Origin of the sequence: Micromonospora sp. NPDC049047, assembly GCF_040649135.1 — a bacterium.
In the GTDB taxonomy this organism is placed as follows: domain Bacteria; phylum Actinomycetota; class Actinomycetes; order Mycobacteriales; family Micromonosporaceae; genus Micromonospora.
The window spans coordinates 236222-257968 of the sequence record NZ_JBEZEY010000006.1; the positions used below are offsets into that span (position 1 = coordinate 236222).

The 21747-nt window shown below is 73.2% G+C and carries 22 protein-coding genes and 1 riboswitch; of the genes, 7 read left to right on the top strand and 15 right to left on the bottom strand.

The window, feature by feature from the left end; all coding sequences use genetic code 11:
• Window positions 1-39 precede the first annotated feature (39 nt).
• Complete coding sequence (locus AB0B86_RS12695) at window positions 40-2865, top strand: LuxR C-terminal-related transcriptional regulator (protein ID WP_357417944.1); 2826 nt, start codon at window positions 40-42, stop codon at window positions 2863-2865.
• A gap of 12 nt (window positions 2866-2877) precedes the next feature.
• Here the strand turns inward: AB0B86_RS12695 and AB0B86_RS12700 are convergent, their stop codons facing one another.
• The 3 genes from AB0B86_RS12700 to AB0B86_RS12710 form a co-directional block, all read right to left on the bottom strand.
• Window positions 2878-3426, bottom strand: coding sequence for a DsbA family protein (locus AB0B86_RS12700; protein WP_357405831.1), 549 nt, complete (start codon window positions 3424-3426; stop codon window positions 2878-2880).
• On the bottom strand, window positions 3423-3920 hold the full coding sequence (locus tag AB0B86_RS12705; RefSeq protein ID WP_357405833.1) for a redoxin domain-containing protein: 498 nt from the start codon (window positions 3918-3920) through the stop codon (window positions 3423-3425). Before AB0B86_RS12705 ends, AB0B86_RS12700 begins: the two co-directional genes overlap by 4 nt.
• 64 nt (window positions 3921-3984) lie before the next feature.
• Window positions 3985-4671, bottom strand: a complete 687-nt coding sequence (locus tag AB0B86_RS12710; protein ID WP_357405835.1) for a BON domain-containing protein — start codon at window positions 4669-4671, stop codon at window positions 3985-3987.
• A gap of 350 nt (window positions 4672-5021) precedes the next feature.
• Here AB0B86_RS12710 and AB0B86_RS12715 point away from each other — a divergent pair, with 350 nt between their 5' ends.
• Window positions 5022-5204: a hypothetical protein gene (locus tag AB0B86_RS12715; protein WP_357417838.1), complete on the top strand. Its 183-nt coding sequence runs from the start codon at window positions 5022-5024 to the stop codon at window positions 5202-5204.
• A gap of 197 nt (window positions 5205-5401) precedes the next feature.
• Here the strand turns inward: AB0B86_RS12715 and AB0B86_RS12720 are convergent, their stop codons facing one another.
• Together AB0B86_RS12720 and AB0B86_RS12725 are read right to left on the bottom strand one after the other, a co-directional pair.
• Window positions 5402-5800 carry a hypothetical protein gene (locus tag AB0B86_RS12720; protein WP_357405837.1) on the bottom strand — a complete coding sequence of 133 codons (399 nt, stop codon included), beginning with the start codon at window positions 5798-5800 and terminating at the stop codon, window positions 5402-5404.
• Between the two features lie 140 nt (window positions 5801-5940).
• Complete coding sequence (locus AB0B86_RS12725; RefSeq protein ID WP_357405839.1) at window positions 5941-6081, bottom strand: hypothetical protein; 141 nt, start codon at window positions 6079-6081, stop codon at window positions 5941-5943.
• A 387-nt stretch (window positions 6082-6468) separates the two neighbouring features.
• On the opposite strand from AB0B86_RS12725, the gene AB0B86_RS12730 reads away from it, so the two are divergent.
• Window positions 6469-6831, top strand: coding sequence for an STAS domain-containing protein (locus AB0B86_RS12730; RefSeq protein ID WP_357417840.1), 363 nt, complete (start codon window positions 6469-6471; stop codon window positions 6829-6831).
• 18 nt (window positions 6832-6849) lie between these two features.
• Here the strand turns inward: AB0B86_RS12730 and AB0B86_RS12735 are convergent, their stop codons facing one another.
• On the bottom strand, window positions 6850-7677 hold the full coding sequence (locus AB0B86_RS12735) for a 5'/3'-nucleotidase SurE (RefSeq protein WP_357405843.1): 828 nt from the start codon (window positions 7675-7677) through the stop codon (window positions 6850-6852).
• Window positions 7677-8651, bottom strand: a complete 975-nt coding sequence (locus AB0B86_RS12740; protein ID WP_357405845.1) for a PfkB family carbohydrate kinase — start codon at window positions 8649-8651, stop codon at window positions 7677-7679. The genes AB0B86_RS12735 and AB0B86_RS12740 overlap by 1 nt, the downstream gene beginning before the upstream one ends.
• Window positions 8652-8836: 185 nt before the next feature.
• Between AB0B86_RS12740 and AB0B86_RS12745 the strand changes: the two genes are divergently transcribed.
• Window positions 8837-9304, top strand: coding sequence for an SRPBCC family protein (locus AB0B86_RS12745; protein ID WP_357405847.1), 468 nt, complete (start codon window positions 8837-8839; stop codon window positions 9302-9304).
• 218 nt (window positions 9305-9522) lie between these two features.
• Here AB0B86_RS12745 and AB0B86_RS12750 read toward each other — a convergent pair whose 3' ends face one another.
• From AB0B86_RS12750 to AB0B86_RS12770, 5 genes are all read right to left on the bottom strand, one after another.
• Window positions 9523-10029, bottom strand: coding sequence for a hypothetical protein (locus AB0B86_RS12750; protein ID WP_357417843.1), 507 nt, complete (start codon window positions 10027-10029; stop codon window positions 9523-9525).
• Window positions 10030-10230: 201 nt separating this feature from the next.
• Entirely contained in the window at window positions 10231-11247 is a 1017-nt protein-coding gene (locus tag AB0B86_RS12755) for a hypothetical protein (protein ID WP_357406064.1), read from the bottom strand.
• Between the two features lie 56 nt (window positions 11248-11303).
• Window positions 11304-11435: riboswitch (cyclic di-AMP (ydaO/yuaA leader) on the bottom strand.
• A 111-nt stretch (window positions 11436-11546) separates the two neighbouring features.
• Window positions 11547-12464 carry a cation diffusion facilitator family transporter gene (locus AB0B86_RS12760; RefSeq protein WP_357405851.1) on the bottom strand — a complete coding sequence of 306 codons (918 nt, stop codon included), beginning with the start codon at window positions 12462-12464 and terminating at the stop codon, window positions 11547-11549.
• 108 nt (window positions 12465-12572) lie between these two features.
• Window positions 12573-14687: an AAA family ATPase gene (locus AB0B86_RS12765; protein ID WP_357405853.1), complete on the bottom strand. Its 2115-nt coding sequence runs from the start codon at window positions 14685-14687 to the stop codon at window positions 12573-12575.
• A gap of 108 nt (window positions 14688-14795) precedes the next feature.
• Entirely contained in the window at window positions 14796-15743 is a 948-nt protein-coding gene (locus AB0B86_RS12770; protein WP_357405855.1) for an alpha/beta hydrolase, read from the bottom strand.
• A gap of 170 nt (window positions 15744-15913) precedes the next feature.
• Between AB0B86_RS12770 and AB0B86_RS12775 the strand changes: the two genes are divergently transcribed.
• Window positions 15914-16537: a carbonic anhydrase gene (locus AB0B86_RS12775; RefSeq protein WP_357405857.1), complete on the top strand. Its 624-nt coding sequence runs from the start codon at window positions 15914-15916 to the stop codon at window positions 16535-16537.
• A gap of 146 nt (window positions 16538-16683) precedes the next feature.
• On the opposite strand, the gene AB0B86_RS12780 is transcribed toward AB0B86_RS12775, so the two are convergent.
• A complete protein-coding gene (locus AB0B86_RS12780; protein ID WP_088988216.1) occupies window positions 16684-17013 on the bottom strand; it encodes a hypothetical protein in 330 nt (109 codons plus the stop codon).
• A gap of 308 nt (window positions 17014-17321) precedes the next feature.
• Between AB0B86_RS12780 and AB0B86_RS12785 the strand changes: the two genes are divergently transcribed.
• Both AB0B86_RS12785 and AB0B86_RS12790 read left to right on the top strand, forming a co-directional pair.
• A complete protein-coding gene (locus AB0B86_RS12785) occupies window positions 17322-17813 on the top strand; it encodes a DUF3145 domain-containing protein (RefSeq protein WP_357405859.1) in 492 nt (163 codons plus the stop codon).
• An 87-nt stretch (window positions 17814-17900) separates the two neighbouring features.
• Complete coding sequence (locus AB0B86_RS12790) at window positions 17901-19634, top strand: glycoside hydrolase family 3 N-terminal domain-containing protein (RefSeq protein WP_357405861.1); 1734 nt, start codon at window positions 17901-17903, stop codon at window positions 19632-19634.
• A 34-nt stretch (window positions 19635-19668) separates the two neighbouring features.
• On the opposite strand, the gene AB0B86_RS12795 is transcribed toward AB0B86_RS12790, so the two are convergent.
• Together AB0B86_RS12795 and AB0B86_RS12800 are read right to left on the bottom strand one after the other, a co-directional pair.
• Window positions 19669-20328 carry a response regulator transcription factor gene (locus AB0B86_RS12795; RefSeq protein WP_357405863.1) on the bottom strand — a complete coding sequence of 220 codons (660 nt, stop codon included), beginning with the start codon at window positions 20326-20328 and terminating at the stop codon, window positions 19669-19671.
• Window positions 20301-21590, bottom strand: coding sequence for a sensor domain-containing protein (locus AB0B86_RS12800; protein ID WP_357405865.1), 1290 nt, complete (start codon window positions 21588-21590; stop codon window positions 20301-20303). The genes AB0B86_RS12795 and AB0B86_RS12800 overlap by 28 nt, the downstream gene beginning before the upstream one ends.
• Window positions 21591-21747: the final 157 nt, after the last annotated feature.

Below are 21747 nucleotides of genomic sequence, written 5' to 3' on the forward strand. Positions count from 1 at the left end.
CGGGTGCCGGAACAGCAGAGTCGCGTACGCGTCGACACGATGGTGGAGCAGCCACCGCTGCTCGCGTCCCGGCTGACCCCGGCCGTGCCACCGCAGCCGGTGCTGGCCCGGCCCCGGCTGCTGCGCCGGCTCGACGAGGGCACCGCCGGACCGGTCACCCTGGTCGCCGCCCCCGCCGGTTGGGGCAAGACCACGCTGCTCGCCACCTGGGCGCGGCTCGACAGCGCGACGCCCGACGTCGAGCCGGGCGCGGTCGTGCCCGACTCCGGCGAACTGTCCGTGTCGCAGGCGGCCATCCCGGTCCCGGCCTGGGTGTCGGTGGAGGTCGGCGACGACGCCGACCGGCTCTGGGCGTACCTCGCGGCGGCGTTGCGCACGGCGACCGGGTCGGCGGAGGCGGGCCCGGTGCCCGACCGGCCGCCCCGCCCCGACCAGTTGGAGCTGTTGGCCGCCACCCTCGCCGACGCGGACCGGCCGGTGCTGCTGATCCTGGACGACCTGCACCGGGTCACCGACCCGGCGGCGCTCAGCGGCGTGGAGTTCCTGCTGCGGCATTCCGGTCCGGGACTGCGCCTGGTGATCGGGGCGCGGGCCGGGCTGCACCTGCCCCTGCACCGGCTCCGCCTCGCCGGCGAGCTTACCGAGATCGGCCCGGACGAGCTGGCGTTCACCGGCGACGAGGTGGCCGACCTGCTCACCGCGCACGGCGCGGCCCTGCCGGCGGCCGACGTGCACCTGCTGCGCGAACGCACCGGGGGCTGGCCGGCCGCGCTGCGCATCGCCGCTTTGGCGGTACGCGGGCAGCCCGACCCGGGGCGCTGGGTGGGGCAGTTCGGGGGTGACCTGCCGGAGATCGCCGGGTACCTACGCGAGGAGGTGCTGGCGTCGCTCGACGCGGCTGAGGAGGAACTGCTGCGCCGGACCGCCGTCGTCGAGAGCGTCTGCGCCGACCTGGCCGGGGCGCTCACCGGCCGGGCCGACGCCGGGCAGGCCCTTGCCGACCTGGCCCGCACGGGTGGTCTGCTGCACCGGGAGGACACCCGACCGCCGTGGTACCGCTGCGACCCGCTGCTGGCTGACCTGCTCCGCGCCGACCTGGCCCGCCTGCCCGGCCCCGAGCTGCGCGACCTGCACGTGCGGGCGGCCGACTGGTACGCGGGCGACGGTCGGCCGGCCGACGCGCTGCGGCACGCGCTCACCGCCGGCCGGTGGGACCTGGCCGGCGACCTGTTCGTCGCGCACTGGCCGGAGCTGACCCGCTACGACAGTGACCCGGTGCACGCCCCGGCACCGCTCGCCCCGCCGGTGGAGGTGATCCGGGCCGACCCGGAGGTGGCCCTGGCCTACGCCGCCGAGCGCGCGTACGCCGGAGACCTTCCGGCCGCCACCGGTCAGCTGCGCGCCGCCGCCGGGCACGCCGCGGCCCTGCCGGTGCCTCGCCGGCAACGGTTCCTGCGGTTGGTCACCGCGCTGGAGTTGACTGTGGCCCGGCTCGCCGACGACCCGGTGGAGGTGCGGGCCGCCGCCGCCCGGATGCTGCGGACCCGCTCGCCGGGCGCCACACCGACCCGACCGCCGGACCCGGGGTCGACTGGCGGTTCCGCGCCGACGTCCGGTGCGGGTGCCGCCGACGACGCCGACCTGCGGGCGTTCACCGGCACCGCCCTGGGGCTTGTCGAGTTGGCCGCTGGCGCGTTGCCGACCGCCCGGTTCGTGCGGGCCCGGGCGGCCGCGCGGGAGGCGGGCCGGCCGCGTACCGAGCTGGTCGACGCCAGCCGCGCCGCGCTGCTGCTCGCGGTACGCGGTGAGCTGCGGGCAGCCGAGCAGGCGGCCCGGGAGGCGTTGGGCCTGCCGCCCTGTCGGGGCTGGTCCTGCCGGCTCGACTGCGCCTACGCGTACCTGGCGTTGGCGCAGGTGGCGCTGCTGCGTGACCAGCCCGACGAGGCCACCGCGAACCTCAACCTCGCCGCACCGGCACTCGGCGTCGACGGCGGCCGGGGCGACGGCTCAGCGGAAGCTGCGGGCGACGGCTGGCTTGCCGCCGCGCGCGGCGAACCGGTGGCCGCGGCGGTGGCCGCGCTGTGCCGGGCGCAGCTGCACCGCGACCGCGGCGACCCGGCGGCCGGCCAACGACTTCTCGTCCGGGCCCGGGAAGCGCTCGTCGACAAGCCGTCCGCCGCCGAGCTGACAGGTCTGCTGCGCGCCGCCGAGGCCGAACTGCGCGCCGAGCGCGGCGACCTGGACGCCGCCCGCGAGCTGCTTGCCGATCCGGCCGACGCGGACACCGACCCGGTGCTGGCGGTGGCGGCGGCGAAGGTGGCGCTGCTGGCCGGCGACGCCGCTGCCGCCGGTCGCGGGCTGCCCGGCTGGCAGGCGCCGTCTGCCACCGCCTGGCCCCTGCCGGTACGCCTGGACGCGGGCCTGCTCGACGCGGTGCTGGCCCAGCGGGCCGGGGACGGGAGGCGGGCCGGCCGGCTCCTGGAGCAGGTGCTGGATCTGGCCGGGCCGCAGGGTTGTCGGCGGGTCTTCACCCACGCCGGACCGCCGGTGCGGGACCTACTGGCCGCGCACCTGGACGCGGGCACCGCCCACTTCGCCCTGGTCAGTGACCTGGTACGCGGGGCCGGACCGAGCACCACCCGGCCGGACGTCGAGCCGAGGGGACCGCTCGACGAGCCGCTCACCGAGCGGGAGTTGACCATCCTGCGCTATCTGCAGAGCATCCTGTCCAACGTGGAGATCGCCAGCGAGCTGTCCCTGTCGGTGAACACGGTGAAGACCCACGTCCGCAACATCTACCGCAAACTCGACGCGACCCGCCGGCGCGAGGCGGTCCGGCGGGCGCGCGAGTTGCGGCTGATCTGAGCGGGTCGACGGTCAGGCGTTGCTCGCGGCGTCCACGGCGGCCAGCAGCTCGGGCAGGTCGTACCCGCCCTCGTGGCGGACGCCGTTGATGAACAGGGTGGGGGTGCCGTTCACCCCGCTGCGGATGCCGCCGACGAAGTCCCGGCGCACCCGGTCCGCGTGCGCCCGGTTCTCCACCTCGGCGTTCAACTCGTCCGGCGGCAGCCCGACCTGCTCGACGCCGAGCGAGAGGTGCACCGGGTCGAGTTGGTCCTGGTGCTCGTAGAGCCAGTCGTGCATCTCCCAGAACCGGCCGCGGACCGCTGCGGCCTCGGCCGTCTCGGCGGCGCGTTCGGCGTACGGGTGCACGTTGGCGATGGGGAAGTAGCGGTAGACCAGCCGGACGGTGTCGGCGCGCTGCCGCAGCATCTCGTGCAGGTTCGGATAGGCCGCACCGCAGAACTGGCACTGGAAGTCGCCGTACTCGACGACTGTCACCGCCGCGTCGGCCGGCCCCCGGACATGGTCCTCGGTGGTGACCGGGTCCCGGAGCCGGGCGGTCACCTGCAGTGGCGTGGTCATCCGGTCGTCACCTTCCGATCGGCGGCGAGTTGGTCGAGGGCGTCGAAGATGCCGTCGGCACCCGGGTTGACGTCGGGCGGCGAGACGTAGCTCCAGGTCACCTGCCCGGCTGGGTCGAGCACCACGAGGGCCCGGTCCGCCTCACCCTGCGAGTTGTACACGCCGTAGCGGCGGGCCACCTCGCCCTTCGGCTCGAAGTCGGCGAGCAGTGGGAACTCGATACCCCGGCTCTCCGCGAACGCCCGGTGGGACCAGATGCTGTCCACCGAGATGCCGAGCACCACCGCCCGGTACTGATCGAACACGGGTGCCGCCGACTGGTAGAGCGACATCTGGTCGCCGCACACCGGACTCCAGTCGGCCGGATAGAACGCGAGCACCACCGGTCGTCCCCGGAACTGCCCGGGCCCGGTCAGGGCCCCGTCCGGGGTGGCCGGAAGGGTGAAATCGGGCGCGGGGCGTCCCGGTTGAATCAGCCCGTTCGGATCACTCATGCCCCCAGCCTGCTCCAGGGGTGGGTGAGGTCGGCTCACCCACCCCGGGTGGTTTCGCGCTCGCTCAGCGCAGCACCGGCGCGACAGCGATGTGGTTCTGCACCTCCCGGATACCGGGGGCGGACCAGGCCACCTGCTCGACCTCGGCCCGTTCGGGCATCGAGTGGACAAGTCCGGCGAGCACCGCTGTGTCGCCGTGCACCCGGACGCTGATCCGTTCGGCCTCGGTCGCTCCGGCGCGGGCCAGGGCGTCGACGATCCGATCGGCCAGGTTCCGGCCGTCCGGTGGGGCGGCCGGCCGCACAGTGATGCCGTTACTCATCCCGCGTACGCCGGTGAGCCTTCCCACCGCCCGCTCCGCCGCCCGGCGCTGGTATTCCCACTCGACCTCGCCGTGCAGCGTCACCCAACCGGCCGAGACGGTGACCTGGAGCTTCTCGATGGGCACGAACGCGTCCCATTCCAGCGCGTGGCTGGCCGCGGCGGCCAGGTCGGGATCGGCGCGCTCGGTGCCGGCGGCCAGTCGGACGGCCAGGTCGTTGGCGACCGCCCGGACCCGGGCGACCCGGTGGGCGGCCCGTTCGGCTGCCCACTTCTTGGCGTAGCTGTCCACCCGGCCGGTGAGCGTGACGACGGCCTCGGCGACTGTCACGCCGATCTCGTGCGGCTGCACCCGCGGTTCCCAGGTCAGCTCGTCGAGTACGGCGGACTGGATGTCCTGGTCGGTGCGGTCGATCTCGGCGATCGCCATCTGGGCCTCCTCCCTGCGTGGGTGGCGGACCGGTGGCGGCTGCGGCCGGAGGTCCGCCGGGATCCGAGCCTGCCGCCGGCCCGGGTGAATCGTCCTCACCCGCGTCGGGTGAGGAGCCGCAGCTCCGGGTGCGGCGGGGCGGTCCCGAAGGAGACAATGGGAGCGCTTCCAAAGCGAGCGCTTTTCGGTTACCGTAATCGCAGTCCTCGATCGCAGGAGCCGTTGCGTCGGGTGGTGGAAGCCAGGGCAAGCTCCACCTCGTCCCCGTCGTCGTGCTCGTCCCCCGGGCCACGACGTCACCACCGGATCAGCCCCGTCCCCCGTGGCTGCATCCCGCGAGGAAACCGCAGATGCCCGACCACCTCCCGGGCATGGTCCGGTCCGTGCTGGTCACCGCCGCCGCCTCGGGGCGGGGACGCGCTTTGCCCCGGCTTCCGCCCCGGCCACGGCGGATGGCCACCCTCGCCTGCGCCGGTCGCGAGCGGGCGGCGCGGGCGACCATCACCCGAACACCGGTCCGCCGGGCTGCCTGAGGGGTCCGGCACCCGGCGGGCCGGCCCACCGCCCGGCGCCGATCAGCAGCGCCACCGGACCTCGACGCAACTCCATAATGTGATGCGGCGCAGGTCTGCGGCCCCGACCCCGCTACGGCGCGGGTCTGCGGCACGGCGACGGACCCCGCTCGACTGCTTGTGAGCGGGGCCCGCTGTGGTGGTTGTGGACGGGTCGGTCACACCGCCGGAGAGTTGGGCCGGTCCACGTCGACGAACTCCACGTCGTCGACGGCGCGGTCGTCCCGGCTGCCGGCGGCCCGCGCGGCGGAGCCGACGGCCCAGCCAACGGCGACGCCCACCAGCGCGGCGCCGATCAGCAGGGTCCAGGGCAGTGCCGGCTGCCGTCCGGCGAGCGCGTCGAAGGCCAACGAGGCGCGACGTCGCGCCTCCTCGGCGGCGGAGCCCACCAGGTCACCCGCACCGTCGGCGAGGTCGCCGCTGTTGCGACGCGCCGAGCGGGCGGTGTCGCGCACGCTGTCTCCGGCCGAGTTCACGGCGGAGAGCAGCTGCTCCCAGGCATGGTCCGCAATCCGTTCCGGCCTGCTCCGGCGGTCCAGCACGTTGGTTCCGAACATCGTGGTTACCTCCTCGGGTGCCGAAGCCGCCGGCCACTTCGGACTTCGGCGTCTGTTCAGCGCGTCACGGTTCGCCTACCCCGCCAGTGCCCCGGGCCGCCCGGGCGCAAACCCGGTCGGCTGCGGGCCGCCGCCGCAACTCAGCGCAGCACCACCACGGCGACGCCGCGGGCGAAGTCGTCGTCATCGTCGTCATCGTCGTCTCCACCGCCGAAACCGCAGGCCAGTACGAGAGCGAGCAGAACGCCGACGCCGGCCAGGCCGGCAAGTCGTTTGAGCATCGAAGATCCTCTCCGTAGCTGGGGGTGTCCCAGCCCGATGCTAGGTGGCGTCGGCAACAGGGGCGCCGGGGTCGGACGGGTGTCCGTGGCCGACACGCCGGTGGCACGGGGTGAGCCGTCGGTCGGGGGCCGGTTGTCGGGCGCGTCGGGCCCGGGCCGCTACCCTGGTCCGCGGCGTGCCGGTCGCGACCGGTTCGTCGGAGGTCGAATAACAAAAAGTCTTGAGCAATCAGTTACTCAAAAGTACGGATATGGGTGCCTTTGTGGGTGCGGATCCGTGAATTGCTCATCCCGAGGGGTGGCGACCGAGGCCGTCAGAGGAATACTCTCGGTCGCGGCCCGCGTACTGATGAGGCGCCCGGGGGACGGGCGGGTGGAGGTGCTCGCGTGAGCCTGTCGATCGTGAAGTCGGTTTTGTCCGGTGGAGTCGTGGAGATCGCCCCCCGTGGCGAGATCGACGTCGACACAGCGTACGAGGTGCGCGAGGCGATCGCGGAGGTGCTGGCCAAGGGTCGGCCGCTGCGCATCGAGCTGAACATGAGGCTGGTCACCTTCATCGACTCCGTCGGCATCAGCGCCATGGTTGCCGGCTTCCAGACGGCCGAGGTCAGCAACGTCAAGCTGGTGGTCACCGAGCCGAGCCGGTTCGTGCACCGGCAGCTCTGGGTGACCGGCCTGCTCGGCCTGTTCGGTGCCCCCGAGCCCTACTTCGCCGGCGCGGTCACCCCCGAGGTGCTGCCCGGCGCCTGAGCGCCAGCGGGCCGCCGGTCACTGCTGCTCGTCCAGCCCGGTCAGGTCGATGTCCGTCGCCTCGGTGACTGCTCGGATGGCCGTCACCGAGGCGTACCCGGCGGCCAGCAACGCCACGTCCGTGCCGGGCTGCGCCGCCTGCCCCGGCTCCTCGAGTGAGGTACGGACGAACCCGTGGCCGGATTCGGCCACCGTCATCTGCACCTGACCGAAGCTCGCCAGCGTGCCGCGTCGCACCCCGCGCAGCCGCCCGTGCGGCAGGTCCGGGGCGTTTACGTTGAGCACGCTCTCCAGCGGGCCGGAGGTCAGGCGGGGGAGCAGGTCCAGGGCGACGCGCGCCGCGGTGCTCCAGTGCCGCTCGGCGTCGCGTACCCGGGCGGCGGCGTCCACCGCGGCACCGCCGCTGGCTGCCGTCGCCTCGCCCGCGGAGAGTACGTCGAGGGACACCGCCATCGCCCGGCACCCGTTCGTGGCGGCGGTGAAGGCGGCACCCACCGTTCCGGAGTGCAACACGGCCCGCCCCGCGTTGGCACCCCGGTTGATGCCGGAGAGCACCACCGAGGGCGGTGGACCGAACGCGCCGTGCAGCGCGATCAGGGTGATGAAGCCGGGGGAGCCACCCACCCCGTACGCCGGCACGCCCGTCAGGTCCGGCAGCGGGTGGTCGTTCACGACGACCCGCCCGTCGCGCTCCACAGCGCTCATCGCGGCGCTCGTGCCGCTCGCCTCCTCCAGCGGCGCGGCGACCACCACGTCCAGGCCCCGCTGCACCGCCGCCCAGGCCAGGGCCTGAATGCCGGGCGCGGCGATCCCGTCGTCGTTGGTGATCAGCACCCGCAGCATCATCACTCCACCACCCGGTCGGCCAACTCGTCAGGGGTGGTCCGCTCCTGGGGTCGGCTGTCCGCTGGCACCAGCCGGACCCGGTCGACCAGGCCGGTGATCGAGTCCAGTCGTCCGGTGCCGAGACCGTGCCGGGTCACGTTCAGCGCCCCGGCGGCGGCGCCGGTGCGGATGGCGGTCCGGATGTCCCCGCCGCGGGCCACGACGGCGGCCACCCCGGCGGTCATCGAGTCGCCCGCGCCGCGGGGGTCGGCGGCCTCCAGGCGGGGCATCTCGACCTCGAACAGTTCCCCGTCGATGAGCGCCAGCGCTGGCTGCTCGGCCCGGCTCACCACCACCGTCTCGGCGCCGGCGGCGTGGAGTTCGTACATGGTCCGGGTCAGCTCCAGGCTGTCGTCGCTGCGGGCGCGGCCGTCGCGGATCAGCTCCTCGTGACTCACCTTGAGGAAGAACACGCCGCTCTCCAGCACCGCGCCGAGGTGATCACCGGAGAGGTCGACGACCACCCGGCCGCCGTTGGCGGCGAGGTCGGCGGCGAAGCGCCGGTACAGGTCGGCCGGGACCAGCCACGGCTCGTTCGGCCCACTGAGGACGCTCACCGCGGCCTGTAGGCCCTCGCCGAGGGCCAGGTTGTACAGCTCGTCCAACTCGTGCCGGCTCAGCGGCTGCCCGGGTACGTCGGCGATCTCCTGGCGCGAGCCGCCCCGGCGGTCGTGCACGTACCCGCCGCTGCCGGAGTCACGGACCACCACCTTGAGGTCCACTCCCTCGCTCACCAGGAGCGGCTCCAGCACCTGCCCGATCTCGCCGCCGAGGGCGGCGCAGAGCACCACGTCGACACCGAGTGACATGACCATCCGGGCCTGCCAGACGCCCTGCCCGCCGGGGTGCAGGTGCAGCTCGGGGTGGTCGTTCGGCTGGTCCACGGTGACCGTGAGCTGCGGGGTGGGCGCGAAGACCATCACGTGCCCGCTCATCCGTCGTCGCCACTCATGCTGTCGCCCTTCAGTCGGTCGGGTGAATCCTCACCAACCGACCCTAATGGGACAACTGGGGACGCGGCCTCCCATCGACAGGTGTTGGCCCGACATCGGCGGCCGTCGGGCGTTGCCAGCCAGACATCGGTACGGGACGATCGTGCGACAACGACGGTGGGAGACGTGTGCTCAGCAGCGATACCTTCGGCTACACCGTCCAGGCCCGGTGCTCGCCGGACGAGGCGGCGGCGTTGCTCAGCGACCTGACCCGACAGGGCGAGCTGCATCCGCTGATCGTGCGGGTCCGGGAACTGCCGCCCCGACCCGGTGCCCGGGCCAGCTACACGATCAACGACAGGCTGGTGGCCGGCCCGCTCCGCTTCCGGACCACGTACCACGCGGACGTGCTGATCAGCGAGGCCGACGAGATCGTCACGGTGGCCCGCCAGTGGCCCGCCACCACGGTGCGCAACCACACCCGACTGCGCGCCGAGTCGGAAGGCCTGGTCCGGATCGATGTCGAGATCACCCTGACCGCGCCGACGCCACTGTTCCGGTACGCGTTCCGCCAGGCGCGCTCCGCGCACCTCGCCCTCGCCGCCCGGCTCGGCCCGGCCCTCGACCGCGCCGGCGACCCCCCACCCTCGTCCTGACCCCACCCCGCCTCGACCAGCCCACCCCCGCCCTCGCGGCCCAGCTCATGATCGTGCTCGATCGTGGATGTAGTGGCCTGTGGGCGGGAGGATGCCACCGGATCCAGGTTCTAGCGCGGTCGTCGCAGCGCGGTCGTGGCAGCGCGGTCGTCGCAGCATGGACATCGCGGCGCGGCCGGGGCAGCGCGATCGTCGCGCCATCGGCATCGCGGCGCGGGTCAGTGCGGCGTGGTCACCGGGGTGCTCTCACGGGCGGGGCGGGCGACGGGACGTCGGCCCCAGGGCTTGTAGGTGGACAGCACCGTCGCAATGATCATCAGGCTGGTCGAGACGGCGGGGGCGATCACCAGGTCGGCGCGGTCTCGGGTGGGAAGGGCGGCGCCCACCGCACCGGCGTGCCGCAGGTTCGGCGTGAGCAGGAACAGCACCAGTCCGACCATCACGGTGGTGAGCACGAGCTTGGCCAGCACCCAGCGATAGCGCCACAGGCCCCACGGGGTGAGGAGCGCGCTGGCGACCCCGACCAGCCAGACCAGGACGCTCAGCGGCGCGAACAGCACAGTGCCGACCAGCGCCATGACCGGGTAGACCACCGCCGGGTCGGCGCCACGCTGCACGGCGATGCCGAGGGTGAGGAGCACGAGGTCGGCACCGAGCCAGCCGAGCGAGGTGACCAGATGCAGTGCGAGCAGGCCCTTGCGGGTGGTGGGTGGGATCCGAGGCATACCGCGATGCTGCCCGCCGACCCGGGCCGGGTCGTCCGACCGCCGACGTCATCCAGGGTACGCCCGGCGACGTAGCCGGCCCCGGCGACGGCATCGCCCGCCCGCAAGGGTCAACACGACATCACCGACTCCGGGGTATCCCGTTGACCGGATACCCCGGAGTCGGCGAACACGAGCGGATCACCCGCCGGACACCGGGGGTCAGTAGACCGACAGGTGTACGTGGTTGGTGTGGTCGGTGGACGGGGTGCCGCCCGCGCCGCTGTACGACTTCCACCCACTGCTGGGCAGCCAGATCTGCCGGTACCAGATCACGTACAGCACGGCGAGCTGGTCGGCGTTGCGGATGAAGTACGCGGCCAGGTTGTTGCCGTACGTCTTGTCGCCGCCGGTGGCGTTGCCGCCGAAGCCATCCTTCTGGGCCGCGAAGTCGCAGGCCCGGCCCTTGGGGTGTTCGCCGGAGCCGCTGGGGCGGTGGCAGGAGACGTACCTGGTGAAGCCGGCGGCCTTGGCCTGGTTGAGCGCGTGCAGGGTGCGCGGGGTGATGCAGCCGCTGGCGGGGGTGGGGTCGTTGACGCTGCACGATTCGGATGGCCAGGAGCCGTCGGAGTTGCGGGGTGCGGCCTTCGCGTTCGCCGTGGAGGTGCCCCGGTTGGAACCGCTGTCGGCGGTGGTCTGCGGCTTGGGGGCGTTGGCCACGGCCAGCGCCCGTTCGGCCTGGTCCTTGCGCTTGGCCATCACCGCTACCTGCTTGCGCTCTTCGACGATCTCGCCGTTCAGGGCGGCCCGGGTGCGATTGGCCTGGTCCTTGGTGGCGAGTAGATCGCGCAGCACCCGGTCCTCGTTGGCGGCCACCGCCTCCAGCGCGGCGGCCCGGTCCATGAAGCCCTCCGGGCTGTTGCTGTTGAGCAGCGCCGACACCGTGCCGAGCCGGCCGGTGCGGTACGCCACGTCGGCGATCTGGCCGACCTTGCCGTCGCGCTGGGCGAGCTCGACCTCGATGGTCTTCAGCTGGGTGGCGAGCTGCTGTTGCCGCTGCACGGAGGTGTCCAGCGCGCGTTTCGCGTCCAGGTAGCCCTTGCTGGCGGCCTCAAGTTGGGCGCGTAGCGAGGGGGTGCCGCCCTCCTCGTCGGAGTCGGGGGCGGCGGCGGCCCGCAGGCCGGTCGGGGGAGCGGCCGAGGCGGTGCCGGCCGGGAGCGCGACGCCGAGGGCGAACATCGCGACGATCAGGGCCGCCAGTCGGGCGGCGGGTGGTCGTGCTGGTGCCACTGCGCATGTCCTTCCGTCAGCCGCCGACCGGGTTAGCTGTCGGGTTCGGGACGGAAGATCCCTACCGCTGACGCGGATGCACCCCAGGAACGTGGTTCCCCGGTTCGCCCGGCTGGGCGATTAGGCGGCGACCGCCACCGGCGCCTGGAGGGCGCCGCCTGGTGGAGGCCGGGACCGAGCCTACCGGTGCCGGTGGGGCGGCTGCAGCCGTTGTGACGGACGGTGCGTGCGTCGTCACGAACGAATTGTCACCACTCGATCGAGCCGCACGCTCCGGTGGCGGCGCCGGGCTCGATCTGCAACGTCGCGTGTTCGATCCGGAAGTCGTCGTGCAGGGCGGTACGCGCCGCGGTGAGCACCGCGCCGACCTCCGCGTCGGGTGCCATGGTCAGGTGCGCGGACGCCACGTCCATGCCCGAGGTGAGCGTCCAGACGTGCAGGTCGTGCACCTCGACCACGCCGGGGACCGCGGCCAGTCGGTCATGCACGGCGGTCACCTGGAGGTGCTTCGGGGCGGCCTGGACCAGAATCCGGACGGCGGCGCGGGCCAGCCGCCAGGTGCGCGGCAGGATGAACGCGCCGATGGCGACCGCGACGAGTGGATCGGCCCACCACCAGTCGGTGCCGGCGATGAGCAGCGCCGCGCCGATCACGCCCAACGAGCCGAGCAGGTCGCCGAGCACCTCCAGGTAGGCGCCCTGGAGGTTGATGCTCTCCCGGGCGCCGGCGCGAAGCAGGGCGAAGGCGACGATGTTCGCGAGCAGGCCGAGGACGGCCACCGCGAGCATTGGTCCGGTGACGACCTCGTGCGGGTCCCCGAATCGGCGGATCGCCTCGATCAGCACGTAGACGGCGACGCCGGAGAGCAGGACGGCGTTGGCGAGCGCGGCGAGCACCTCGAGTCGGTAGAGCCCGAAGGTGCGCTGCGGGTCGCCGGTGGCCCGCCGGGTCGCGGTGATCGCGGCGAGTGCCATGCCGATGCCGAGCACGTCGGTGAACATGTGCCCGGCGTCGGAGAGCAGGGCGAGCGAGCCGGTGTGCAGGGCGGCCACCGCCTCGACCACCATCAGGGTGGCGAGCAGCCCGAACGCCGCCCAGAGTCGGCCCCTGTGCTGGTGTGCGGCATTGGCGACCGACCCATGGTGGTGGTCATGACCTGCGCCCACGAGATCCACCTTCCGCCGCCGGTCGGGGCCCGGTCAAATGTATGTTCACATCGCTATGTATGCAACTATGAGGTAGACCACCGGCCCAGCAGGCAGGTTTGCCCCGGATCAGTCGGTCGGATCGATTGTGGTGAGCCGCTGCGTGGCCCGGGAAAGCGCCACGTACAGGGTGCGTACCCCCGCGCCCGGATCGGCCCGGATCTCGCTCGGGGCGACGAGCACGACCCCGTCGTACTCCATGCCCTTGGCCTCCAGGCTGGTCACCACCTGCAGGCGCGGCGCGTCGAGCGCGTCGAGCCAACCGGCGACCTCGTCGCGGCGGGGGACCGGAGTGATCACCCCGACCGTGCCCTCCACCTCGGCCAGCAGCCCGGCGGCCGCCTTCACGACGGCGGTCTCCAACCCGGTCGCGGGCACCACCAGCTCGACCGGATCGACCCCGGTGGAGCGCACGGCGGTCGGTAGCGGCAGGTCAGGGTAGAGCCGGCGGATCTCCGCCGCCGCCACCGCGAAGATCTCCGCCGAGTTGCGGTAGTTGGTGGTGAGCGTGAAGTCGTGTCGCTTACGCCGGCCCAGGGCCTGGTCCCGAGCCCGGGTCAGCTCCTCCGGATCACCGGTCCACGCGGTCTGCGCGGGGTCACCCACCACCGTCCAGGAGGCCAGCCGGCCACGCCGCCCGACCATCCGCCACTGCATCGGTGAGACGTCCTGCGCCTCGTCCACCACCACGTGCGCGTACTCCCGGTAGTCCTCCGGGCGCTCCCGGGCCGCCGCTCGGGCCGCGCGCTGCCTGTCGCTCGCGGTGCTCAGCTCGCGTACGCCGCCAGCGAGTTGGAACGGGTCGCGGCGGGCCTTGGCCGGCTGCGCCGGCTTGCCGAGCAACGCGTCCAACTCGTCGAGCAGCGCGATGTCGGCGATGGTCAACCCGGCGGAGTCCAGACTCCGGTACGCCGCGCCGAGCAGCCGGATCTCGTCGGTGGAGAGAATCCCGGCAGCGTACCGGCGCAGCCGCTCCGGCCGGGCCAGCCAACCCAGCACGTGCCGCGGGTGCAGCCGGGGCCACCACGCCTTGAGAAACTCCCGGAACTCGGCCCGCTCGGCGATCTCCGCCTCGAAGGTCCGCTGCTCCGGCAGGCGAACGCCCACCTCGCGGGCCTGCGCCCAGAGCGCGCCGAACACGCCGTCGAAGCCGGCCCGGCGCACCTCGTTGCGGCGGGCGCCGCGGTGCAGCGCGCGGTCCCGGATCCGGTCCAGCTCGTCCCGGTTCAACCGCAGCAGCGTGCCCCGGTAGAGCAGTCGCAGCTCACCCGGGCCGCCCGGCACCGCGTCCCGGACCGCGCGTTCCAGCACCCGGCGCATCCGCAGCGAGCCCTTCACCGCTGCCACCTCGGGCGGGTCGGTACGGGTGGCGGTCATCCCCGGAAAGAGAGTGCCGAGCGAGTGCAGGGTGGCGGTGTCCTCGCCGAGCGACGGCAACACCGAGGCGATGTACTCGACGAACACCCCCGACGGGCCGACCACCAGGATCCCGCCACCGGCGTAGCGGCTGCGGTCGGAGTAGAGCAGGAACGCCGCCCGGTGCAGGGCGACGGCGGTCTTACCGGTGCCCGGACCGCCCGCGACGATCGTCACCCCGGAGCCGGGCGAACGGATCGCCTCGTCCTGCTCCCGTTGGATGGTCGCCACGATGTCCCGCATGCCCCGGCCGGTCGCCTTGGACAGGGTGGCCAGCAGCGCGCCGTCGCCGACGACTGTCATCCCCTCCGGGGCCGCGCTCGGGTCCAGCAGGTCATCCTCGATCCGGGTGACCCGCTCGGCCCGGGACTGGATCGTGCGGCGACGCACCACGTCCAGCGGCTGCGCCGGGGTGGCCTGGTAGAAGGCGGCGGCGGCGGGCGCCCGCCAGTCGACGACGAGCGTGCTGGCGTCCTCGTCGCGGATCCCGAGCCGCCCCACGTGCAGCACCTGCCGGTCGCGCAGGTCCAGCCGGCCGAAGACCAACCCCTCGTACTCGGCGTCCAGGACGTGCCGCCGTTGCGCCGCGTGGAAGACCATCGCGTCGCGCTCGACCAACGCGCCGAACGTGCCCACCCGGGCCATCCGGTAGCCGTCACGCTCGGCCCGGACCGCCGAGCGCCGCAGTTCGGCCAATCGGGCGTACACCCGGTCAAGGTGTCGTTGCTCGACGGCAATCTCCTGCTCAAGGCCGGTCTGGTCGGTCAACGCACGCTCCTTCGAAGGTCGCCGGCAGGGGGCGGGAACCGCGCAAGCCAACCGCAGAAGGGTACGGCCCCAGGCCGGGCCCGCGACGCGCGAGGTGCGCGAACGCGCTCAGACACCCGTTCCGGCGGCGGTCGTGCCGTGCCGGCGGGGCGTCGGTTCGGCGAGCACCCGGCGCAGGACGCCGGTCAGTGCCGCGGTCACCTCGTCCGGCCGCTCCATCATCAACATGTGCCCGGCGCCCGGGCAGACGGTCAGTTCGGTGGCCGGCAGGGCCGCCGCGATCGACTCGGCACACGGCGGCGGGGTCAGCCGGTCCCGGTCGCCGACCAGGGCGGCGGCCGGCAGGTGCGCCAACGCGGCGAGGGTGTCCAGTCGGTGCTGGGTGCCGATGGAGGCCCGGAACCCGCCGATCGACCGCAGCGAGGCCCGAGCCACCGCGGACGTCACCAGCCGGATGTCCGCCGGCTCGCAGCGGTCGCCGAAGAGCATCCACCGGATGCTCGGTTGCAGGGCGTTGAGCAGCGCCCGGGGCGCTCGCCACGAGCCGCAGCGGGCCAGCACTCCGGCACCTGTCGTCTCGGCCAGCCGGATCAGTCGGGCAATCCGGGGCGAGAGCCCGTAGACGGTGTGGGTGTGCCCCTCGGCGGTGGTCGACACGAAGACCAGACCGGCCGCCCGGGCGGCGAAGTGGGCGGGGTGGCGGTGGGCGTACTCCATGATCGTCATGCCGCCCATCGAGTGCCCGACCAGGACCACCGGCCCGACCGGCGCCACCGTGTCGAGCACCGCGGCCAGGTCGTCGCCGAGTTGGGCCAGGGTGGCCGTGGGCAACGCCATGCAACTGGACCGGCCGTGCCCCCGGGCGTCGTAGGTGACCACCCGCACCGACCCGCCGACCGATGCCCCGGTGAGCGCGTCGACCTGCCGGTGCCAGGCCCGCCCGTCCAACGTCCAGCCATGCAGCAGGACGGCGGTGACCTGGGCATCTGGTGGCCCGCTCGCCTCGACGTTCAGCCGTACGCCGTCGGCCAGGGCGACCTCGAACCGATCCGGCATCGCCACCTCCCCAGGGCCGCCCGGCACCACCAGCACCTCCGATACCCGGTGGTAACACCGGCTACCCACCAGGACAGCCCGCCAATCGCGCCGCGGTCAACATTCCCGACCCGACCCGTGGTGGCCGGTGGCGGGCCAAGCTGGACGGCATGGGGTCGTCGGGAGCGCCGATGGGCGACACGTCGGGGCAGCGGCGGCAGGCCGGGGGCACTCCTCGCGCCGCCCTGGCCGACCTGCTCGCCGGCAACCGGCGGTTCGTGAGCGGGCAGCCGATCCACGGGCACGACGTCACGGCCGCCGCGGCCGCCTCGGGCGACCAGCAGCCGTACGCCGTGGTGCTCGGCTGCATCGACTCGCGGGTGCCGCTGGAGGCGATCTTCGACCAGACCTTCGGCGCGATCTGCGTGATCCGTACCGGTGGGCACGTCCTCGACCGGGCGGTGCGCGGGTCGATCGAGTACGTGGTCGGCCAGCTGGGCGTACCGCTGGTGATGGTCCTCGGGCACGAGCGGTGCGGGGCCGTCGGCGCCACAGTGGACGCGGTGCGTGCCGGGGAACGGCCCGGTGGCTCACTGTCGTACCTGGTGGACGAGATCGCTCCGGCGGTGACCGGGGTGGGGATCGACGACCCGGCGGTGCTGCCGCTCGCGATCCGCCGGCACGTAAGGCGGACGGTGGGCACGCTGCGCGCGGACGACCTGCTGGCCGGGCCGGTCGCCGCCGGTCGGGTGGCAGTGGTCGGTGGGCTCTACGACCTGGCCACCGGCGAGGTCGCCCTACTCGACCCGGCCTGAGCCCGGCTCGGCCCGGCGTCCGAGGGCGTGGATCACGCGAACCACCGAGGGCGTGGACCGGCGAAACCGCCGAGGGCGGGCACAACGCGAAACCGCCCGCCGGGAACTGCCGGCGGGCGGTTGGCGATGATGCGGTGAAGCGGGGCTCAGCCCTCGAAGACGCCGGCCGCGACCAGGCGCTTCTCGGTGGCCTCCCAGCCGTCACCCGGGTGGGCGGCAGCCAGGTTGTTGATCTCGGCCCGGATCTTGGCGGCGTGGCCGGCCGCGGCCAGCACGCGGATCTCCTCGACGAAGGCGTCGGAGTCCGTGCGCAGGTGCGCGGTCTTGCCGTTGGTCAGGTTCCGCACGTAGGCGTGCTTGCCGCCGTTGAGCGGGATCAGGTACTTGAACTCGCCCAGCACGCTGAGGGCGCCACCCTGGCCAGCCTGGCCGGCCCGGACGGACGCGCGCGCGGTCTTAGAGGTGTTGCTCGCCACGGAGGTACTCCTTGCAAGACGTACGGGAGGACTGGACGTCCGGGGGCTGTGTGCGGGCCACACTGCGCTCGGCCCGCGAAGATGTAACGCGGCATAAGCCGCCGGTGGAACTGTACAGGACCACGACATCATGCTGGTCGTCGCGGTGTCCTGAGGGGTAACCGCAGCCACCCGTCCGGCTATTCCACCCGGCGTTTTTTCCGATTCCCTGGCGCACCACTGGCCACACAAGTCATCATGTGTTGCAGCAACCACCCGGGTGGACGAGGTCGTAGGGGAAGACGCACCTCGCTCTCCGGGAGGTCACCGTGCCAACGCGTGGCGTCGTATACGTCCACTCGACCCCGCTCGCCGTGTGCTCGCACGTCGAGTGGGCGATCGCGCGCGTCCTAGCCGCGCCGGTCAACCTGCAGTGGACGGCTCAGCCCGTCGACCCCGGCGCACGCCGGGCCGAGTGCGGGTGGACCGGTCGTCCGGGGACGGGCGCCGAGCTGGCTGCTGCCCTACGGCAGTGGCCCATGATCCGTTTCGAGGTCACCGAGGAGCCGAGTCCCGGTGTCGACGGCGAGCGGTTCATGTACGTGCCGGCCCGGGGGCTGTTCCGGGCCACCGTCGGCGTGGCGGGTGACATCCAGCTCGGCGAGGATCGGCTGCGCGCCCTGATGGTCGCCTCCCGGGCGCCCGAGGCGTTGGCGCACGCCCTGGACAAGGCGCTCGGCACCGCGTGGGACACCGACCTGGAGCCCTACCGGTATGCCGGCGACGGGGCCCCGGTGACCTTGCTCACCCGCGTCGGCTGACCTGGTCGCCGGTCCGCTGGCCGTACGCCGTCGGGCCGACCACGACCGGTAAGGTCAAGTTGCCCCGATAAGGGGGAAGCTGGTGGGATGGACGGCGTGTCGAATCGCCCCTGGCGCGCCACCGTCGCAGTCGCCGCCCTGACCGCCCTGCTCCTTTCCGGCTGCTCAGGTGGCCCCGAGCGCCCCGCGCCGACGACCAGTCCGGTCGGCGCGTCCGCCGCCCCGAGCGGCCCCGCCCCGACACCGGCCACCGACCCGGCTGCCCGTGCCGCGACGTTGGTCGCCACGCTGGCCGACGAAGATCTCGTTGGCCAGGTCCTGATGCCGTACGCCTACGGCGACTCGGCGACGAAGGTCTCCGCCGGCTCGGCAGCCGGTAACCAGGCCCTGGCCGGGGTCGACACCCCCGCCGACATGATCAAGAAGTACCGGCTCGGCGGTCTGATCCTGGTCGGCTTCAGCGCCGACGACCCGACCAAGGGCAACCAGGAGACCACGAACGTCGACAACCCGAAGCAGGTGCACGAGCTCACCACCGGGCTGCGTGCCGCCGCCGGTCAGCTCGCCGCCGGCCCCGCGCCACTGCTGATCGGCACCGACCAGGAGTACGGCGTCGTCACCCGGGTGACAGACGGGGTCACCGTGCTGCCCAGCGCCCTCGCGGCGGGCGCGGCCGGCGACCCGAAGCTGACCGAGGCCGCCTGGCGGGCCGCCGGCGCCGAACTGGCGGCGATGGGCATCAACGTCGACTTCGCCCCGGTGGCCGACGTGCTGGCCACCCACAGCACCGTGATCGGCTCCCGTTCCTACGGCGCCGACCCGAAGCAGGCCGCGGCGCAGGTGGGGGGCGCCGTCCGTGGCCTCCAGGCGGAGGGTGTCGCGGCCACCCTGAAGCACTTCCCCGGGCACGGCCACAGCGCCGACGACTCGCACCAGGACCTGCCGGTGCTCACCCAGTCTGCCGCGGCGTTGCAGAGCGGCGCCTGGCCGCCGTTCACCGCCGGCATCGACGCCGGGGCGATGGCGGTGATGTCCGGGCACCTGGACGCCCACGCGATCGACCCGGGGACCCCGGCGACCTTCTCCCACAAGCTGCTCACCGACGTGCTGCGCGGTCAGCTCGGTTTCCAGGGCGTGGTGATCACCGACGGGATGAACATGCCGCCAGCGAAGCGCTGGGCTCCCGGCGAGGCGGCGGTCCGGGCGCTCAACGCCGGCAACGACCTCATCCTGATGACCCCGAACGTCGGTCAGGCGTACGACGGGCTGCTCGCCGCGCTGCGCGACGGGTCGCTGCCCCGCACCCGGCTGGTCGAGGCGGTCACCCGGGTGTTGACCATGAAGTTCCGGCTCGCCCAGACCCCGGCCGCGCAGATGGCCACGCTCAACGCCCCGGCTCACCGCGCCGCGGCCGACGCGCTTGCCGCCGCCGCCGTCACAGTGCTGCGCGGCACCTGCGGTGGCCCGGTACGCGGGCCGGTCACCGTCACCGCCTCCGGCGGCCGGGACGGCACCCGGGCCGCGCTCACCGCCGCGTTGACCGCCGCCGGGGTGAAGGTAAAGGCCAGCGGGGGCACGATCGTGCACCTGGTGGGCTACGGCGACGGCGCCAAGGACCTGCGCGCCGACGCGGCGGTGACGGTCGCCATGGACACCCCGTACGTGCTGAGCGGGGCGAAGTCACCGACGCTGCTCGCCACGTACTCCTCCAGCCGGGCGTCGATGACCGCGCTGGCCGCCGTGCTGGCCGGCAAGGCCCGGCCGGGCGGCCGATCCCCGGTGGCCGTGCCCGGCCTGCCGGCCACCACCTGCGGCAGTTGACCGCTCGCTCCCGACAGGTCAGCGCTCGCCGCCTCTAAGCCCTCAGGTACGTGAGGACCGCTAGCACACGCCGGTGGCTGTCCTCGGTCTGTGGCAGCTGGAGCTTGTAGAGGATGCTGCGGATGTGCTTGGCCACGGACGCCTCGGCCAGACTCAGACCGGTCGCGATGGCAAGGTTCGACCTGCCCTCCGCGACCAGCGCGAGCACTTCGCGCTCGCGGACGGTCAACGCCTCGAGAGGGTCCCGGTGTCGGCGCAGCATCTGACGGACGACCTCGGGGTCGACGACGGTGCCGCCCTCCACCACCCGACCCAGCGCCTCGACAAAATCACCGACGTGACCGATCCGGTCCTTGAGCAGATAACCGACGTGGGTGCCCTCGCCGACGTTCAGCAGCTCCGTCGCGTACCGCGTCTCGACGTACTGGCTCAGCACCAGAATCGGCAGCCGCGGACGGGTCTGTCGCAGCTCCACCGCCGCACGCAGGCCCTCGTCGGTGAAGCCCGGGGGCATCCGGACGTCGGTGACCACCACGTCCGGATCGTGCTCGGCGACCGCCTCCCGCAGGCTGTCGCTGTCGGAGACCCCGGCGACCACCTCGTGGCCGAATCTGCCCAACAGGCCCACCAGCCCATCGCGCAGCAGGACGCTGTCCTCGGCCAGGACTACGCGGAATCGGGAAGGGTCTGACAAGGGATCTCCACAACTACTCGTGTCGGCCCGCCGGGCGGGCTGGACAGGGAAAGTCTGCCGTCCACGACGGACACCCGATCGGCCAGCCTGATCAGCCCGGTGCCGGTTCCGATGTCGGCGCCGCCGCGCCCGTCGTCGTGCACCTGGACCGTCAGGATCCCCTTCGCGTAGGCGCCGAAGATCCGTCCGCGGTCGGCGCCGGAGTGCTTGGCCATGTTGGCGAGGGCCTCGGAGACGACGAAGTAGGCGGCCGACTCGACAGGCCGGGGGAAGCGTTGCGTGACGCCGAAGTCGACGTCGACGCGAATCGCGGACCGGGTCGCCAGGTCGGTGACTGCCGCCTCCAGCCCGAAGTCGGTGAGCAGCGGCGGATAGACGCCACGAATCAGCTCACGCAGCTCGATCAGCGCCCGGCCCGCCTCGTCCTGCGCGCGGGAGAGCTGGTCGGCCAGCGGGCCGGGCGGGACGTCCAGGCGCGCGACGCCCAGCATCATGGTGAGGGCCACCAGCCGTTGCTGCGCGCCGTCGTGCAGGTCGCGCTCGATGCGGCTGCGCTCGGCCTCGAAGGCGTCGGTGAGGCGGACCCGCGAGCGGGTCAGCTCGACGACCTGCCGGTCGAGCCAGCCGGCGGCCGGAGCGAGGATGGCCCGGGCCAGCTCGGCGCGGAGCCCGGCGAGCATGCCCAGCCCGTAGGCACACACGGCCAGCGCCGCGACGCCCGCCAGACAACTGGCCCAGGCGCCCGGCCAGGAGGTCACCGCGTACGCCTTGAGGACGTTGACCTGATCCTCGTCGCCGATCGTGGCGAACAGCACCGGGGTGGCGAGCAGCGCCAGTGGCACGGTGACCCCGAGGACGAACGCGAGCAGATCGAGCGGCCAGAGCACCAGGGCGCACAGAGACACGTAGCCGAACTCCCGCCAGGTGCCCGGCTCGGTGTAGCGGGTCCGCAGCCAGGATCTGAGGCCGGGACGTGGCGGAACCCGATGACCGTGCGGCACCGGCTGCCCGTCGACCAGCCTCAGGAGACGGCGTTCGAGCCCGGCGGCCGGCAGGCCGATCAGCGGCAGGGCGGCCAGCAGCGGAATCCCTATCACCACTACGGTAAGCAGCCCGCCGACCGCGATCACGAGCAGCGCGGCCACCAGTACCAGCAGGCCCAGCACCCCGGTGCCGAGCAGGTAGGCGGCCGACCGCACGGGCCACCAGGACCATACGAAGCCGAGCCGGGCAAGGGCTTGCCAGACATTGCGGGGTCGCACCGGACCACCGTAGAGGACAACCGGTGCGGGAAGCCCGGGGCCCGTGGCAGCCGGTCAGCGGTGACCCGCCCGGTTGAAGGCCGCGAAGGTATCCCTAGCACTACCGGAAAGACACCATCTCGCGGGGATGTGGCCGGCCCTGCCCTCCGACAGGCTG